The sequence below is a fragment of the Sanguibacter sp. Z1732 genome (assembly GCF_051020515.1).
Taxonomy (GTDB): domain Bacteria; phylum Actinomycetota; class Actinomycetes; order Actinomycetales; family Beutenbergiaceae; genus CALKWS01.
In genome coordinates this window covers 2,119,674-2,136,554 of sequence record NZ_CP194857.1, presented here as the reverse complement: position 1 = coordinate 2,136,554, position 16,881 = coordinate 2,119,674, and the positions used below count along the sequence as shown (strand labels likewise).

At 67.0% G+C, this 16,881-nt stretch carries 13 protein-coding genes and 1 pseudogene; 9 read left to right on the top strand and 5 right to left on the bottom strand.

The annotated features are described in order from the left end of the window. Positions 1 to 35: 35 nt before the first annotated feature. Entirely contained in the window at positions 36 to 2,105 is a 2,070-nt protein-coding gene (locus ACRRRO_RS11320) for a glycosyltransferase (protein WP_434080273.1), read from the bottom strand. A gap of 727 nt (positions 2,106 to 2,832) precedes the next feature. On the opposite strand from ACRRRO_RS11320, the gene ACRRRO_RS11315 reads away from it, so the two are divergent. The 5 genes from ACRRRO_RS11315 (at position 2,833) to ACRRRO_RS11295 (ending at position 7,853) form a co-directional block, all read left to right on the top strand. Then, positions 2,833 to 3,585, top strand: a complete 753-nt coding sequence (locus tag ACRRRO_RS11315) for a DUF6270 domain-containing protein (protein WP_424797995.1) — start codon at positions 2,833 to 2,835, stop codon at positions 3,583 to 3,585. Between the two features lie 239 nt (positions 3,586 to 3,824). Beyond that, complete coding sequence (locus tag ACRRRO_RS11310; protein ID WP_434080272.1) at positions 3,825 to 4,055, top strand: hypothetical protein; 231 nt, start codon at positions 3,825 to 3,827, stop codon at positions 4,053 to 4,055. A 44-nt stretch (positions 4,056 to 4,099) separates the two neighbouring features. Beyond that, the gene (locus tag ACRRRO_RS11305) at positions 4,100 to 5,614 is read left to right on the top strand and encodes a polysaccharide biosynthesis protein (protein WP_434080271.1); all 1,515 of its coding nucleotides are present in this window, start codon (positions 4,100 to 4,102) and stop codon (positions 5,612 to 5,614) included. Positions 5,615 to 5,619: 5 nt separating this feature from the next. Beyond that, positions 5,620 to 6,624: a UDP-phosphate glycosyltransferase gene (locus tag ACRRRO_RS11300; protein ID WP_434080270.1), complete on the top strand. Its 1,005-nt coding sequence runs from the start codon at positions 5,620 to 5,622 to the stop codon at positions 6,622 to 6,624. Beyond that, on the top strand, positions 6,624 to 7,853 hold the full coding sequence (locus ACRRRO_RS11295; RefSeq protein WP_424797998.1) for a glycosyltransferase family 4 protein: 1,230 nt from the start codon (positions 6,624 to 6,626) through the stop codon (positions 7,851 to 7,853). The genes ACRRRO_RS11300 and ACRRRO_RS11295 overlap by 1 nt, the downstream gene beginning before the upstream one ends. Positions 7,854 to 8,442: 589 nt before the next feature. Here the strand turns inward: ACRRRO_RS11295 and ACRRRO_RS11290 are convergent. Then, positions 8,443 to 9,815 (bottom strand): annotated as a pseudogene (locus tag ACRRRO_RS11290) (aspartate aminotransferase family protein). A gap of 14 nt (positions 9,816 to 9,829) precedes the next feature. Then, positions 9,830 to 11,365: a CoA-acylating methylmalonate-semialdehyde dehydrogenase gene (locus ACRRRO_RS11285; protein WP_434080269.1), complete on the bottom strand. Its 1,536-nt coding sequence runs from the start codon at positions 11,363 to 11,365 to the stop codon at positions 9,830 to 9,832. Between the two features lie 80 nt (positions 11,366 to 11,445). Between ACRRRO_RS11285 and ACRRRO_RS11280 the strand changes: the two genes are divergently transcribed. The 4 genes from ACRRRO_RS11280 (at position 11,446) to ACRRRO_RS11265 (ending at position 14,958) form a co-directional block, all read left to right on the top strand. After that, complete coding sequence (locus tag ACRRRO_RS11280; protein WP_424798001.1) at positions 11,446 to 13,275, top strand: PucR family transcriptional regulator; 1,830 nt, start codon at positions 11,446 to 11,448, stop codon at positions 13,273 to 13,275. Between the two features lie 167 nt (positions 13,276 to 13,442). Further along, the gene (locus tag ACRRRO_RS11275) at positions 13,443 to 13,565 is read left to right on the top strand and encodes a hypothetical protein (protein ID WP_434080268.1); all 123 of its coding nucleotides are present in this window, start codon (positions 13,443 to 13,445) and stop codon (positions 13,563 to 13,565) included. Then, positions 13,556 to 14,674 (top strand): DUF222 domain-containing protein, encoded by a 1,119-nt coding sequence (locus ACRRRO_RS11270; RefSeq protein WP_434080267.1) that lies wholly within the window; start codon positions 13,556 to 13,558, stop codon positions 14,672 to 14,674. Before ACRRRO_RS11275 ends, ACRRRO_RS11270 begins: the two co-directional genes overlap by 10 nt. Before the next feature lie 74 nt (positions 14,675 to 14,748). Then, complete coding sequence (locus ACRRRO_RS11265; RefSeq protein WP_434080266.1) at positions 14,749 to 14,958, top strand: HNH endonuclease signature motif containing protein; 210 nt, start codon at positions 14,749 to 14,751, stop codon at positions 14,956 to 14,958. Between the two features lie 158 nt (positions 14,959 to 15,116). Here ACRRRO_RS11265 and ACRRRO_RS11260 read toward each other — a convergent pair whose 3' ends face one another. After that, positions 15,117 to 16,208, bottom strand: a complete 1,092-nt coding sequence (locus tag ACRRRO_RS11260; protein WP_424798003.1) for a DUF3027 domain-containing protein — start codon at positions 16,206 to 16,208, stop codon at positions 15,117 to 15,119. Continuing rightward, the gene (locus ACRRRO_RS11255) at positions 16,192 to 16,575 is read right to left on the bottom strand and encodes a cold-shock protein (protein ID WP_424798004.1); all 384 of its coding nucleotides are present in this window, start codon (positions 16,573 to 16,575) and stop codon (positions 16,192 to 16,194) included. The genes ACRRRO_RS11260 and ACRRRO_RS11255 overlap by 17 nt, the downstream gene beginning before the upstream one ends. Positions 16,576 to 16,881 lie beyond the last annotated feature (306 nt).

Genomic DNA, 16,881 nt, shown 5'->3' with positions numbered 1-16,881 from the left:
CAAGGCTCGATACAACATGGATCGCTGAGGACCTCCTACGATTCGTGGGGGTGGTCTGGTATTCCGCCCTTAGTTACGTACAGTTCGTGGAGGGCTTCAACCAACTTTGGCCAACTTCGCTCATTTCTCACCCACTCGCGCCCTTTGCGTGCCAAGTCCTCTCGCAACTGAGGACTCGCAAGCAAGTCGCTGAGAACCCCCGAAAGAGAGTCAACGTCGCCTTTCGCGTGTAACCGACCTGTCTCCCCCTCGCGTACCATTTCTGCCAAGGCGGCCACATCCGACGCGATGACGGCCTTCTGCATCGCCATCGCTTCAAGTGGTTTCAAGGGTGAAACCATCTCGCATACCGGAAGCGGAAGCCTGGGGAAGGGCGCTATATCGATCACGGAATAGTACTCGCTCACGAGGTCATGATCCACGCGGCCAGGGAACCGGACAATGCTCTCTAACCGGAGTTCCCTCGCAAGTCGCTGGAGATGAGAGCGCATCGGGCCGTCGCCGACGATGAGCAGTCCAGCGAAAGTCTCCACGTCTGGTATCGCTGCGAAGGCGCGGATCAGCAGATCCAAGCCCTCGTAATCGAGGAGCGACCCGACATATCCCACCACCGTCCGCCCGGCGAGCCCAAGTTCACGTGCGAGAGCCTCGTTGCGCGGTACGGGGTCAAATTTGCTTACGTCGACGCCGTTGGGCACGACTCGGATCTTCGCTTCATCCACGCCCCGCTCGACCAACTCAGCAGCCAAAGCATCAGTGATAGTGATCACGCTGCTCGAGTGGCGAGCGGCTTCTAGTTCCATTCGGGCGTGGAAGTGAAACTCATGTGAATTCATCCACGAGGCGTCCCTTGATCCACGGGTTATTTCCCAGAGCCCCCGCACTTCATAGATGCTCGGTATGCCTATACGATTCGCAGCGATAACCCCCGCAAGTCCATTCACATAATTAGACGCTGCATGGATCGCGAATACTCCTCGCGCTTTTGCAATGCGTTCTACCTCATACGCATAACGCTCCACGTAATTCTGTAGAGGTTGCCTGGGAAAGACTGCACGCACACGGTGCAGACGACGATAGGGCACGCCGTCAATGCTATCAGTCTGCGGGATGGTGTGTAATTCCTTGAACCCATCCATGTCGAATGGATAACCTAGGCGGGTAATTGCCTGGAGATCCCATCCTCGCTCCCGTAGTGCGTTGAGAACGCCCTGAGTTCTGGTCGCGTAACCAGCTGAATGGTATGGAAGCGAGTTGTGAACGAGATAGAGAGCCCGCTCACGAAACTCGACAGAAACGGATTCCGCTTCGCGAGTAGGGACTGGGTAGCCCATGGTCGTGAGTTCTCGCACAGTCAGTTCGTCGGTGCGGGTCTCAGCATACTTTGCGCGAGCCCAGCCGTCGTGAGGTGCCCCGCGCAAGTAGTGCTCGAGCAGGCGGTGCGCCCCCATAGCGTCGTTCTTATTCAGGGACCTCCTCGCAGCCCGGCGAATGGACGCGATTGGGAGGAGAGTAGAATCCATCTCATCCATCTGACGCGTGCTTGCCGCTATGCGACCACGTCCCAAAGCATAGATTAATGAGGGCAGTCCCGACTCGTGCACATCTTCGGGTATCGGCATCCCGGATCGTTCAGCGTCCGCCAATGCGACGACCGCTCGCGTAACTGGGTCAGGGGACGCGGCCAGCAATTTCAGAAGCGCCACCCTTCTTCCCGGAATAGCAAAGTCTAACGCTTCCCTGTGCCGCTCGGGTCGAGCCAGTATTTTTTTGTCCAACCTCTTTAAAGCCTGTGCCGTGTACCCCCCGCGAGGATCTCTTTTCCGTGCGACTTCCATTAAGACTTCCAGCGCATCGAAGTTGAGCGGATCGAGATGAATGCTATTTTTTAAGGCCTCAAAAGCGCTGTCACCTCGCCCAACCTCAAGTAGCCTCATTCCATATGTGTACCAAGCCGAACTATCAGACGGGTACTTTAAGAGCGCTTCCCTCATTATGTCCAGCGACTCACGCTTGCGATCGCGTTTCCACATTGTGTCTGCGTCCGCTTTCGACCTTAGGTACGCCTTACGCGACTCCTCTCGGTGAACTTCTTGCAGCCTCATGCCAAATCGTGTCTTGCATAAACGGCGTGCCGCCTCGAGCTTTGCGCGAGCGTACAACTTCGAAAACCTTTTCCGCAACCTATTTGGTTTACTCATCACATGACCCACCACCGTCTCGTGGAATAGGCTTCCTCCGGAACGGTGCCTGTTCAACTGCCTTCGCTCCTTTTGGATCATCGTGCCATCCAGCCAGCAACGCTCCGTGCCAGTAACGCAAAACTCTGCGCCTCGCACACTCCAGGTATCGCTTGACCACACCGGGAGCAAACTTCCGTCTGCTCCGAGTTTAACGGCGATAAGTCGATACCTACTCTAGTCATCGGTCCCGCTCGGAGGCCTCGACGCGCTGCCAGAAAGGCTCATGCCAATCCCCGCAAGAACCGCCTCGTGTAAGCCCTGAGCACGGCGTATGTTTCGCACCAGCCCTGAGGCACGTGTCTGCGAACGGAACGCCTGTGAAGGCGAAATGCCGTGCTCGGTGGCTGCTTTCCAAGTTGAGAGTTGCGCGCGACCCTGCACCCGGCCGTGAGACCCCAGCGGCAAGGTGGTCCAAGTCACCGGCTCTGTCCGAAACGGGGAGCGCGGCGTCCAGCGCTTCCTTTGCACCGAACCATCTCCTCGTCGCTTAGCCGTGTTGCAAGACCGGTGGTCCCGACATCATATCTCTGCAAGCATAAACAGGTTAGCGTTCTCTTGCGCTTCACCGGTGTAGAAGGAGGGAGACGACTTGCCTACAACCTCGCATCGCACACTCCTATACGGTAGTTGCGTCTCCCGCGATATGTACGAGTACCTGAGGTCCGATTACATGCTCAAGGAGTATACCGCGCGGCAATCGCTAATCAGCGCTGCGGCGCCCTCGTTGGATCTAACCGAGGTCCCAGGACTCGAGTCCGCCTTCCAGCGCCGAATGGTGGTGAGCGACTTCGCAAGTTCGATGCGGACGACGTTGCCGCAGCAAGCCACGGATATCGACCTTTTGGTGCTGGACTTGGTTGACGAGCGGCTGGGAGTTGTCCGGTTGGGAGGCGGCGTCTATGTCACCCGCTCCCAAGAATTGCTAGACTCCAAGTTGCTCCAGCACTTTCCGGATGCATCGCCCATGATCCCGTTTGGGTCCAACGAGCACTTCGCGCTCTGGCTGCCCGCTGCGTCGGCCTTCATCGGGCTGCTGCGCCAGACCGGGCTAATCGAGCGCACGCTGCTCATCGAAGCCACCTTCGCCAGTCGAACCGACGTGGGCACTCCGGCCAACAAGTGGTGGAACAAGCCGGCGCGGCACTGGAACAAGGCATTCGCTCGCTACTACCAGGTGTTCAAGGATGCCGGTGTGCGCACGCACGTGATCGGCAAGGACGCCATCTCGGACTCCGCGCACAAGTGGGGCCCTGCCGCCTACCATTACGTCGACCAGGCCTACCTGGGCATCACCCGCACGATCGAGCAGATGGTCGCTAGCTCCAACTCCAACTCCAACTAGCGACACTGCTCAGGTAGCGCCGGGGGTGCCAAACAGCGGGGGTTCTACCTGATGGCAAGTTCCCTCGGTACGCTGAGGAGGTTAGTTGCCCGGTTGCAAGGGGGTCTTTGGGGAGTGACTGTGTGAGTAGGCCGCCCGTACCACCATCCCCAGTCGACGCTGGGCGCGCTGACGCTGGCCGAGGGATCACTCCCCGCCACCAGCGCTCCAGCCGCGCCGACTGGGTGCTCCGCGCATCTTTGGATGTGCTGTGCTGGGTGGTGATTCTTACCGCGTTCACGCTCGCGCGGTTCGACCTGGCGGATGTGCCCGTGCGTGCGGGAGGCCTCATGTGGGCCGTCCTCATTGCCGTGGTGATCCAGACATCGCTGGGTGCAGTACTGGTTTACCGCGGCCAGTACCGGTACGGCTCTCGCGACGAGATCGTCACGTTGGCGATGATCGGTGGCTTCATCGCGATCGCGCGCTGACGATCTACACAGTCCTACTCCCGTCTCGGCCTATCCCGCTCTCGGTGGCGCTGTTCTCCTTCACCGGTGCAGTCGGTCTCATGGCTGCGGTGCGCTTCTTCGCCCTTCGCCAAGGCAGCAACCAGACCCGCAAACCCAACGGCCCGCGCACCTTGATCCTCGGAGCCGGAGAGGGTGGGGCGCTGGCCATCGAGATGATGCAGACCGACCGGAACAACCACTACGTCCCGGTTGCGCTGCTCGATGATGACCCGCACAAGCGGTTCCTGCGGATCGGTGGAGTGCGCGTGATGGGCACACTGGACGACCTGGCCAAGGTCGCCGAGCGCACCAACGCCGATACCGCGCTGCTGGCCATCCCGAGCGCGAGCAGCGAGGTGGTGCTGCGCACCTCGCGGGCCGCCCGTGAGGCCGGTTTGCAGTTCCGTACCATGCCCTCCACCTCGGCCCTGATGACGGTGGCTCCGGAAGAAGCGCGACGGGAACACCACCTCACCACACAGGCGATGTTCCGCAAGGTGAGCCTCGAGGACCTCATCGGTCGCAACCCGGTCGACACCGACCTCCATGCGATCTCGGCGTACCTGGACGGCAAGGTGGTGCTGGTCACCGGCGCAGGGGGTTCGATCGGATCCCAGTTGGCGCGGGAAATCTCCCAGTTCGCCCCCGGGCGGTTGGTGTTGACCGACCGCGATGAGTCCGGCCTGCACACCACGCAACTGTCCATCGAGGGCACGGCGCTCCTGGATTCGGAGGACGTGGTCCTGTGCGACCTGCGCGTACCGGGCATCGTCGATGAGTTGATCGCCACCATCCAGCCCGATGTGGTGTTCCACGCTGCCGCGCTCAAGCACCTGCCTCTCCTTGAGCGGTTCCCCTACGAGGCACTGTCCGCGAATGTGCACGTCACCTACGACCTCGCCCGCGCGTGCCTCCGGCACGACGTCGCCCGGTTCGTGCACATCTCCACCGACAAGGCCGCCGACCCGATCAGCGTGCTCGGCTACTCCAAACGTGCCGCCGAACGCTTGGTGTCCGGGGTAGCCAACGGGTCGGGCAAGCACTACATCTCCGTGCGCTTCGGCAACGTGCTGGGGTCCCGCGGCTCCGCGCTGCGCACCTGGAGCGCCCAGGTCGCCACCAACCGGCCCCTGACCATCACCGATCCACGCATGTACCGGTACTTCATGTCCATCAACGAGGCTTGCCAGTTGGTGCTGCAGGCAGCCACGATCGGCGGCCCAGGCCAGGCCCTGGTGCTGGACATGGGCGATGCTGTGCACGTGGAGACTATCGCGCGCCGGTACGCCGAACTCAACGGTGCAGTCAACGTCGATGTGGTCTACACCGGGGTGCGCCCCGGCGAGAAACTCCGGGAGAGCCGCCTGGGCTCCGTCGAATCCGATGAACGCCCCCACCACGAACTGATCACGCACGTGCAGGTTCCTCCCCTGCAGCCGCGGCAGTTGACCGATCTGGCCGAGTTGCGCAGCCGGACAGGGCTGCTGCCGGCCGAGGACGTGCTCGCGTGGTTGAAGCGGGTGGGGACCGAAACTTGATAGGCGTGCTGGCCGGTGGCGCCGGCGCAGCGCTCGCCGGTGCCGGCCTGACCTGGGTGCTGATCCGGGTTCTGCACCACTTCGGTGTGGTTGATGCTCCCGTCGCCCGATCACTACACCACCAGCCCGTTGCTCGTGGGGGCGGACTCGCCGTGCTGGTGGCCCTCGGGATCGGGATGCTGGTCGGGGCGACCCTGGGGTCGGGCTATCACGCCATGGGGGCGGCCTGGCTGTTGGCGAGCACGGTGTTGTACGGCGCGCTCGGCTTCAACGACGATCTCACCTCCCTCAGCGCCAGGTTCCGGTTCGCGATCCAGGTGGTGCTGGGATTCCTGGTGGCCCTGGTGGGAACGATCCTCACCGGCTGGAGCCCGGTGTGGGCGTTGTTCGCCGCCGGTGCGCTGCTGGTGGCGGTCAACGTCACCAACTTCATGGACGGCGCCAACGGCCTGGTCTCTACCCACACCGTGGTCACCGGACTCTGGTTCGCGATCCTGGCACTGTCTGCCGACAGCCCCACCACCGCACTGTTCAGCGCCTCCTTGGCCGGCGCCGCGTTGGGGTTCTTGCCGTTCAACGCGGTGGCGCCCAAGATCTTCCTCGGGGACGTGGGCAGTTACGCGATCGGCGCCGCGCTCACCGCTGCCGCGCTGGTGCTGGCAGGCAACGGGGTACCTCTCGCCCCGCTACTGGCTCCCTTCCTGGTGTACCTGCTGGACACCGCCTACACCCTGCAGTTGCGGATCCGGGCCGGGGAACGCTGGTACGAACCGCACAAACTGCACATCTACCAGCGCCTGATCACCGCCGGCTGGTCCCACCCGCGGGTCGCCGGCACCGTGAGCACCGTGGCCGCCGCGATGTGCGTGCTGACCCTGCCGATGCTCCTGGGCGCCCCGGTGGCGTTGCAGGTGGTCACCGCGGTACTTATCCTCGCCGTGGCCGGAGCGTACCTGCGGCTGCCGGTGTGGGCCGCGGCGCCAGTGCCGTGGCGGAAGGCGGCACCCTGATGCGCCTGCTGCTGCTGAGCCACTACTACCCGCCGGAGGTCGGCGCCCCGCAGCGGCGCTGGTCCGCGCTGGTGCCGCATCTGCGCAACCGCGGCGTCCGAATGAACGTGATCACCACTCCCCCGCACTACCCGCACGGCTACGTGCGCGCCGAACACGCCGCCCTTCGCCCGGGCACCCGCTCAGCCGGTGCCTGGGGGGAGGTGGTGCACCGCGTGCGGTATCTGCCCTATGACAAGACGGTGCGTACCCGCGGACTGGACCAAGTCATCGCCGCAGTGGACACCGTCCGAGTCGGCCTGACCAGATTCAGCCGGCACCGCCCGGACGTGATCGTGGCGACCGCCCCCAGTCTGCCCACAGTCCTCGCCGGTGCTGTCCTCGGGCGGTTGCTGGGCGTGCCGGTGGTGGTGGAGATGCGCGATGCTTGGCCGGACCTGATCTCCTACCGGCGCCAATGGCAGGACGACGAATCCAGTTCACTCAGCGGTCTGCTCGCCACCGCGGCTCACCATGTGGTGACGTGGGCGCAGCGCCGGGCCACCGCGCTGGTCACCACGTCGGAGGCCTTCGCCCAACGCCTCCGCGATCGCGGCATGCCGCCGGTACACGTGATCCGCACCGGCACCAACCAGCAGCAGGTGCCGGCGCGTATCGACCACGAAGGTCCGTTACGCGTCCTCTACCTGGGCACCGTGGGCCGATCCCAGGACTTGGCAACCGCCGTGCGAGCCGCCGCGCTGCTACGGCAGCAGGGTGTGGGCGTGCAGATGCGCATCGTGGGCGATGGGGCGCTGCGTCCCGAGATCCGGGAGTTGGCTGACCAACTCCAGGCACCGGTGACGTTCCTGGACCCGGTCTCCCCCGCTGAAACCGCCACGCAGTACACCTGGGCCGACACGGTGCTGGTGAGCCTGCGGCCCTGGGAGCCGATGGCCTGGACGGTGCCCTCGAAACTCCTGGAGGTGATCGGCACAGGCCGGCACGTCACCGGGGCGTTGGCCGGTGAACCGGCGCAGATCCTCACTGACGCCGGCGCCGGGCACGTCGTGCCACCCGGGGATGTGGAGGCCCTCGCCGGGCTGTGGCGCACCCTCGAGCAGGACCGCAGCCTGCTCGATATCGGGGGCAGCGGCGCGCAGTGGCTCGCCATGCACGCCCGCGAGGAGGACCTCGCCGAGCACTACCTCTCCCTCTTGCAGCACGTGACGACCACCGCCCGGCGGTGAGTTCTGCAACCACCGCCGGGCGTCGTCGTCGTCCGTTGTTGCCTTACCGCTGGTTGGAACCGGGGTGGTTCTCGGTCATCGAGGCTAGACGAGGGTTGATTACCTGCTCACCGTGGGTGGCGAGGACAGTCGAAGGATGAGGCCCCTTGGTATAAACTCAGTCCTGCACTCGGATCCATCTTGGCGCTCCTCAACTTTGACTCGCGTTGCGCTATGGGACACACTGAAGCCTTGCTCCCCGCCGTCTACGGATTGGCGGGGATTTTTTTCATGGAGGAGCAGTGCTGCGAGCATCCGTGGTGATCGACTACCAGAACGTTCACCTGACAGCGCGCGACGCCTTCGATCCGGGTGGGCCCGAACGCGACTCACTCATCCACCCGATGCAGTTCGCGCGAAACGCGATCCGCGAGCGAAATGCACGCCAACGAACGGGGTTTCCTCAAGCCGAGTTGCACCGCGTCACTGTGTTTCGGGGACTCCCCCACGTGGATCACGACTGGGAACCCCTCGACGGGCGCAGAGATGACCACCGCCCAGCGGTGAGTTCTGCGACTACCGCCGGGCGTCGTCGTCGTCCGTTGTTGCCTTACCGCTGGTTGGAACCAGCGGTGGTGTGCGCATCGGCGACGTGCAGCACCTCATCGAGGATGTCCAGGCCCTGCGTCAGTTCCGCCTCGGTCACGGTGCACGGGGGCACCACGTGGATGCGGTGATAGTTGCTGAAAACCAGCAGACCGGACTTCTTCGCCGCGCCGATGAGTTCACCCATCGCCGCGCTGGTGCCGCCGTAGGGGGCCAGCGGCTCCCGGGTGTCGCGGTCGATCACCAGGTCCAGGGCCCAGAACATGCCCAGGCCGCGCACCTCCCCGATCACCGGGTGGTTCTCGGCCATTGTGGCCAGGCGCGGGCCCACCACCTGCTCACCCAGGGTGGCGGCGTTCTCGATCACGCCCTCGTCGGTCATCGCGGTGATCGCACCAACCGCTGCGGCGCACGCCAGCGGGTGGCCGGAGTAGGTCAGGCCGCCGGGGTAGACGCGCTCATCGAAGGTGGCGGCGATCTCGTTGTTGAGCACCACCCCGCCCAGGGGCACGTAACCGGAGTTGACACCCTTGGCGAAGGTGATCAGGTCCGGCACCACGTCATAGTGCTCGAAAGCGAACCACTTGCCGGTGCGGCCGAACCCGCTCATCACACCTCATCGGCGATGTAGACGATGCCGTGCCGGTCGCACAGTTCGCGCACCCCGGCCAGGTAGCCCGGGGGCGGGGGCATAATGCCGGCGGTTCCCGGCACCGTCTCCAGGACGATCGCGGCGATGGTGCCCGGGCCCTCGAACGCGATGGTCTGCTCCAGGTGGGCCAGGGCGCGCTCGGTCTCCTGCTCCTGGGTCTCGGAGTGGAACGGGGAGCGGTACAGGAACGGGCCGAAGAAGTGCACGTACCCGGCGTTGCCGAACTCGTTCGCCCAGCGGCGCGGGTCACCGGTGAGGTTGATCGCCGCCGAGGTGGCGCCGTGGTAACTGCGGTAGGTGGACAGCACCTTGTTCCGGCCGGTGTGCAGGCGGGCCATCCGCACCGCGTTCTCCACCGCCTCGGCCCCGCCGGAAGTGAAGAACACCTTCTCCAGGCCTTCCGGGGCGCGCTCGGCGATGAGGCGGGCGGCCTCGGAGCGGGCGTCGTTGGCGTGGGCGGGGGCGATGGTGCAGATCCTGTCGGCCTGGTCCTTGATGGCCTGGACCACCGCGGGGTGCTGGTGGCCGATGTTGACGTTGACCATCTGGGAGGAGAAGTCCAGGTACTTCTTCCCCTGGTCATCCCAGACGTAGGAGCCCTGCGCCCGGGTGATGACCATCGGGTCCAGGGCGCCCTGGGCGGACCAGGAGTGGAACACGTGCGACCGGTCCAGGTCGTAGGTGCGCTGGGTGTCCGCTGTGCGTGCCGTCTCAGTGGTGGTCATGAGGTGCCTTCGTCTCAGTCGTTCTGGGGGAAGCCGAGGTTGATGCCGCCGTGGCTGGGGTCCAGCCAGCGTTCGGTGACCACCTTGGTGCGGGTGTAGAAACTGACCCCATGATGCCCGTAGGCGTGGGCGTCCCCGAACAGGGAGGACTTCCAGCCGCCGAAGGAGTAGTAGGCCACCGGCACCGGGATCGGCACGTTCACCCCGACCATGCCGACCTGCACCTCGTCGCGGAACCGCCGGGCGGCGCCGCCGTCGTTGGTGAAGATGGCGGTGCCGTTGCCGTAGGGGTTGGAGTTGATGAGTTCCAGGCCCTCTTCGTAGGTGTCGGCGCGCAGCACCGAGAGCACCGGACCGAAGATCTCATCGGTGTACACGCTCATGCCCGGGGTGACCTGGTCCAGCAGGGTGGGGCCGAGCCAGAAGCCGGCCTCGTCGCCGTTGGGGGTGACGGTGCGTCCGTCGGCCACCACCACGGCGCCGTCACGTTCCCCGGCGTCGATGTAGGAGGCCACCTTGTCCCGGTGGTCCTTGGTGACCAGGGGGCCCATGTCGCAGTTGCGGCGGCCATCGCCCACGGTGAGGTTGTTCATCCGTTCGGTGATCTTGGCGACCAGCTCATCGCCCACCGGGCCCACGGCCACCAGGGCCGAGATGGCCATGCACCGCTCCCCTGCGGAACCGAACCCGGCGTTGACCGCAGCGTCCGCGGCCAGGTCCAGGTCGGCGTCGGGCAGCACCAGCATGTGGTTCTTCGCCCCGCCCAGAGCCTGCACCCGCTTGCCCGCTGCGGTGGCGGTCTCGTAGACGTACCGGGCGATCGGGGTGGAGCCGACGAAGGAGACGGCCTTGATGTCGGAGTGGGTGAGCAGGGAGTCCACGGCGACCTTGTCGCCCTGGACCACGTTGAAGACCCCGTCGGGCAGACCCGCTTCGCCGAGCAGTTCGGCCAGCCACAACGAGGCGCTCGGGTCCTTCTCACTGGGCTTGAGCACCACGGTGTTGCCGGTGGCCAGGGCCAGGGGGAAGAACCACATCGGCACCATGGCGGGGAAGTTGAACGGGGAGATGATCGCCACCGGGCCCAGCGGGTGGTTCACCGAGTACACGTCCACGTTGGTGGAGGCGTTCTCCGTCATCCCGCCCTTGACCAGGTCGGCGATGCCGCAGGCGAACTCGACCACTTCCTGGCCACGGGTGATCTCACCCAGGGCGTCGGAGAGCACCTTGCCGTGCTCGGCGGCGGTGATGATCTCGGCCAGTTCGTGCTTGCGGGCGTTCAGCAGTTCCCGGAACGTGAACAGGATGGCCGTGCGCTTGGCCAGGGACGTGTCCCGCCAGGCGGGGAAGGCGGCCGTGGCGGCGGCCACGGCGTGCTCGACGTCCTCGGCGCCGGCCAGGGCCACGCGGGAGGAGACCTGGCCGGTGGCGGGGTTGAACACCTCGGCGCTGCGCTCGGCGTTGCCGGCGTAGGGCTGCCCGTTCACCCAGTGGGACACGGGCGTGCTGGCGGTCGTGGAGGCGGCAGTGGTGGTGTCGGTGGTGGTCATAGTGCCAGTCTCCGCCAGAACCGGCCCCGGCGGTAGGTACATACTGTTCGTTTGGCCGGGAAGTTCCATACACTGTGTCAATGTCGATCACGGTGCGCCAGGTGCTGGACTCCCCCGCCGTGCAGACCGGGATCCCCCGGCTGCTCACCGGTGCGGACCAGTTGGACCGGCCGGTGCGGTGGGTGCACGTGTTCGAAGGCGATGACCCGGCGGCCTTGCTCTCCGGTGGGGAGTTGCTGCTCACCACCCTGGTGGCCCTGCCCGATGACCCGGCGCGCCAGCGCGAGTACATCCGCGGGTTGGCCACGGCCGGGGCGGCGGCGCTGGTGGTGGAACTGGGGCGGCGCTTCGCCTCGGTGCCCCAGGTGATGGTCGATGAGGCCAGTGCGGCGGCGCTGCCGATGGTGGCGCTGCACCGCACGGTCAAGTTCGTCACCATCACCGAAGCGGTGCATGCCCGGATCGTGGACGATCAGCACGAACTGCTCACCTTCACCCGGCAGGTGCATGAGGTCTTCACCCAGGTGGCCGTCGCCGGCGCCGACGCCCAGGAGATCATCGAGCGCACCGCGCAGATGGCCGGCAGCGCGGTGGTGCTGGAGAACCTGGCCCACGAGGTGATCGCCTACACCCGGGCCGATGCGCAGGTGCTGACCGACTGGTCGGCCCGCTCCCGGCTGGTGGACCGGGTGGGCGGCACCCACGAGGTGCCCGAACACGGGTGGCTGGTGACCGGCGTGGGCGGCACCCAGGGCGACTGGGGGCGGTTGGTGCTGGTGGGCAAGCCGGTGGTGCCCCCGTCGGCGGCGCGGATGCTGGTGGAACGGGCCGCGCAGGCGTTGGCGGTGGCGCGGTTGATGGAACGCGATGCGGCCTCGCTGCGCTCCCGGGCCCTGCAGCGTTTCCTCGCCGGGTTCGCCGACACCGGTGCCCGCGCGCCCGATGAGGACGTGCGCGCGGCCGCCGAGGCGTTCGGCCTGGTGCGGGCGCAGCGTTACCTGGCGCTGTGCGTGGCGCGGGGGCGGACCGACGACGGGGGTGCTGGGGCGGGGGCGGGGGCGGCTGGGGCTGGGGTGTCCGGGAGTGGGGTGTCCGGGGCGGGGGTGGCCGGGGCGGGGGCGGCCGGGGCTGGGGTGGGAGCGTCCGGGGTGGGGGCGTCCTCAGGCAGACGCGCCGGGGCGGACTCACCGGGTGCGGACGCGCTCAGCGACCACGGTGCCGACCCGCTCGGCAACCACCGCGCCGACCCGCTCGCCGGCCCGCGGTCGGAGCAGGCCCTGGCCGAGGCGGTCTCGCGCGCTATCGCCCAGGCGCAGCTATCCGCGTTGGTCAGCCCGCTGGATGAGGACCTGGTCGGGGTATTGGTAGCGCTGCCAGGAAGGACGAGCCCGGAGACGGCGCTGGAGACGTTCGCGGCAGCGCTGGGGCGCACCTCGGTCACCCCTGGCGGCGTCCGGCAGGGCGCGGTGGTGGGCGTCACGCCGGAGCGGCACAGCATCTCCCAGGCCGGGGCAGACCTGCCCGAAGCCGCCTACATCGCCCGCGCCGCCGCGCTGATCCCGGCCGAGCACCGCAAGGCGTACCACCGCATCGCCGACATCGGGATCCGCGGGCTGCTGATGCTGCTGGGTGGCGACGAACGCCTCACCGCCTTCGCCGAGCGCCAACTCGCCCCACTACTCATCCACGACGACCAGCACGACACCGGCCTGGTCACCGTGCTGCGCCGCTACCTCGAGGCCGGCGGGGCCATCGCCCCCCTGGCCCGGGCCCTGCACCTGAGCCGACAGGCCCTGTACGCCCGGCTGCGCAGGATGGAACGCATCCTCGGCGTGGACCTGGCCGATGCCGAGACCCGCACCGCCCTGCACGTGGCGCTGCTGGCCAAGGAGGTCGGGTCGGCGACCTGAACGGCCGGGCGCCGCCGTCGTCGTCGGGCCTGGCTTCGACCGGTCCGGAACACAACGAACGGGCAGGGCTCCATCGAATCTGGCCATGATCGAATCGAATCTGTGCAATGTGAAAGAGTTTGGTTCGAACCATTGACTCGAACGCCCGTTCTAGGTAGTGTGGGTTTATGGCAGTCCACCCGCTCCCGCGCATCTCCCCCACCCAGGAGGTCTATGCCGCGCTGGACGGGTTGGTGGGGTTGGACCCGCGTGGGTTGAACGCTGCAGGGCAGGGACAGTGGTGGATCTGAAGCGGATCGAGTCGCGGGTGCGGGCCTACAAACTCAAAGTCCTCGCCGCCGCCGATCAGGCCAGGACCGCCCAGAGATCCGGTCATGCCGATACCGCCTCGTGGGCGGCCAAGCACACCAACGACGACGGGCGAGAGACCAGCCGAGAGACCAAGCTCGCCACCCGGCTCACCGATCGTGTCCCCACCCAGCGGGCCCTGGATGGAGGCGACATCTCTGCAGAGCACGCCGAGATCATCGTGGGCGCCGGAGAGAAACTGCCCGAAGGCCTCACCGCCGCGGAGCGGAACCGGGTCGAAGCGGACCTGGTGGACAAGGCCAAGCAGATACCCCCCTCAGCGCTTCGCCAACGCGCCCGGCGGCAACTGGAGGCGCTGAAGAAGGACCGCGAAACCGTCGACGCGCACGAAGAGGGCCAAATCGCCGATGAAGAAGCCCGCGCCCGGGCACAGACGCGTCTGACCCTGCGGGACAACCACGACGGCACCGTCACCGGACACTTCACCCTCCCGGTCTTCCACGGCCACCTGCTGCGCAAGATCATCCACACCATGACCGCACCCCGCCGCACCAACGGACCCGCAGACAACAGCACCGGCAACGCAGGCAGCGGTGGCGGGGCGTTCGGTAACGCCGGCGCGGGCCGTCAGGCCTTCGACAACACCGGTGCGGATGAGGACGCGCTCTTCGGTGCCGATGACGCCACCAGCAAAGCCCCCGGTGCCACCGCAGCAGGCACCCGCGCGGCTCCGGGCCCGCAGCCGGTCCCCGGACCGGGCACGGGACTGGGTGCAGAGGCACGCCGCGGCACGGGCGCGACCGACAGTTCGATGGAGGACCTGTCCGGGCTGCCCAACCCCGCCCGGGCAGCCCACGGGCGGCGCACCGACTGGGCCAACACGCACGGCCTGGCCCTGGCAGAACTCATCGAACACCTTCCCACCGACCACCTCAGCCCCAAAACCGCGGCCACGATCGTGGTCACACCCTCGATGAAGACGTACTCCGCGGACGACTCGCAGCAGCCGGGCTGGACACCGGAGAAAAGATCTCCGCCGCCCAGGCCCGCCAACTCGCCTGCAACTCCGGCCTCATCCCAACCGTCCTGAACGGAAAGTCGATCCCACTCGACCTGGGGCGCAGCAAACGACTCTTCACCGAACCCCAACGCACCGCCCTGACCGTGCGCCACACCACCTGCGCCGCCGACGGCTGCCAACGCCCCTACGCCTGGTGCGAACTCCACCACGCCATCCCCTGGTCCCACCACGGACCCACCGATCTCGATAACGCGGTGCCACTATGTCATCGCCATCATCGGATGGCCCACGACCACAGATATCACCAGGGCCGAGCATCCGCCGGCGGCTACACCTTCACCATGCGGCAGTAGCGGCAGCGACGCGGTTGCAGCAGTAGCGGCATGAGCGGCGGGAGCGGCAGGAGCCACCCGGGCACATCCACGCTCCGGTAACCACATCATGCCTGCTCAGCCAGCGCCGTCCGCTCTACGGTGGCGTTCGCACGACGGTGGCGTTCCACCCGCCGAGGTTAAACGTCGTCCTTGCGACTCTCCGTGCCATCTGCATCGGTGTCAACACTGCTGTCCGCAGTAGAACTACCTGCATCCGTGTCAACACTGCTGTCGGCAGTCGCAACGTCGTCGGTCCGGGTGGCCTCGGCGCTCTGCGTGCTGCCAGCACCCTCGCCGTCGTCGGTCTGGCTGGCCTGGGTGGCCTGCGGGCTGCCAGCATCCTCGGCGGTCTCGCGCCCGTCACCACTCTCGGCGGTCTCACGCCCGTCGAGCCCGTCGCCGCCGTCGTCGTCCTCTTCTTCGGCGCGGCTGCGCTCGACCGAGACGACCACTTCCAGTTCCAGGTCGTTCAGGTGTGGGTCGGACTGGGTCCACTCCCCACCCTGGCGGCGCACGTCGGTCTCCGAGTGCGCCCCGCAGCCGTGGTCTAGGGAGACCACCTTGCCGTCGTCGGGGGACCACTCGTTCGCGCACACCCCGAACAGGGTGCCCAGCGACCCGGCCAGCGGCACGATGAACCCGCAGGAGGCACAGTCCGCTCCGGCCTGGCGGGCCCCGGAGGTGTCCGGGCCGGCGGGGCCGTTGTACCAGCGGGTGGCGGCGGCATCGAGGGCCTTGCGGTTCATCACCCGGTCCCGGCCCAGGCCCAACTCGCGGATCGCGACCCGGTCGGCCTCGGGATCCCCGGTGGCCACATACCCCCGCTCCAGACGCTCGTCGTCGGGGTCGTAGGGCAACCGGTCGGTGGCGCTCAGGTCCCCCGGGGCCAGCCGGTCGGCCCACGGCACCCACTCCGGGGCCAGCAACGCGCCGTCACCGGGCAGCAGCCCGACCTCAGCCACCGCGGGCGTACGGGAACGCGGGGCGCGGGTCAGCGTGACGAACCAGCGCCAGCCCACGTACCCGGGCGCAGTGGTGGTGAAGTAGTGGGTGCCCAGCCGTTCGCCCTCGAGTTCGAACCCGAGGTACTCACCCAGGTCGGTCCCGGCCTCGCTGGCCACGGCCACCCTCGCCAGGTCCACGGCGCCGGACAGGACGGCGTCCTTGTTCGGCTTGCGCACCGACCCGGTGCGGGCCGGGGGGGCGAAGGTCTCACGCGTCGAACTCATCGGCCACCACCCTCAGGAGTCGGCCCAGGTTCGCCGCTTCGGCCTTCTCCGGGTAGCGCCCACCGCGCAGGCGCCCGCCGGCCCGGTCCAGGGAGCGGATCAGGTCCTCCACGATCACGGCCATGTCCTCCGCGGGGCGGCGCTTGGCGCGCACCACCGAGGGCCCGGAGTCCAGTACCTGCACCGACAGGGCCTGCAGGCCGCGCCGCCCGTCGGCCACCCCGAACTCCACCCGGGTGCCCGGGCGTGGCGTCTCGGCGTCGGCCGGTAGGGCCGAGGCGTGCAGGAAGACCTCTTGGCCGTCGTCGGAGGCGATGAAGCCGAACCCGCGATCAGCATCGAAAAACTTGACCTTGCCGGTGGGCACCTGGATCCCTGACTTTCTGTGCTGTGGTAACTGGGCAGGACCGAACCCGCCGGTATTCAATGGTCCCAGAGTAGCGCCGCGCGTAGGCAGTGACGAACTCAATGGGGCGCGGGTGCAGGTGCGGTGGGGCCCGGTGGCGGCGCGGTCGGCGCGACCCTGACGCTGCCCGGCCCTGCCGCTGCCCGACCCTGACGCCGCCCGACCGCTGCCCCTACCGCTGCCCGGCCGCTGCCCGACCCTGAGGCTGCCCGACCGCTGCCCGACCACTGCCCGACCCTGACGCTGCCTGGCCGCGAGCCGGAGCCA

Excerpts from the sequence above, each read along its gene's own strand:
- ACRRRO_RS11280 (WP_424798001.1), top strand. The coding sequence starts at position 11,446 with ATGTCGATCACGGTGCGCCAGGTGCTGGACTCCCCCGCCGTGCAGACC.
- ACRRRO_RS11275 (WP_434080268.1), top strand. The coding sequence starts at position 13,443 with ATGGCAGTCCACCCGCTCCCGCGCATCTCCCCCACCCAGGAGGTCTAT.
- ACRRRO_RS11320 (WP_434080273.1), bottom strand. The coding sequence starts at position 2,105 with ATGAGGCTGCAAGAAGTTCACCGAGAGGAGTCGCGTAAGGCGTACCTA.
- ACRRRO_RS11295 (WP_424797998.1), top strand. The coding sequence starts at position 6,624 with ATGCGCCTGCTGCTGCTGAGCCACTACTACCCGCCGGAGGTCGGCGCC.
- ACRRRO_RS11285 (WP_434080269.1), bottom strand. The coding sequence starts at position 11,365 with ATGACCACCACCGACACCACCACTGCCGCCTCCACGACCGCCAGCACG.
- ACRRRO_RS11260 (WP_424798003.1), bottom strand. The coding sequence starts at position 16,208 with ATGAGTTCGACGCGTGAGACCTTCGCCCCCCCGGCCCGCACCGGGTCG.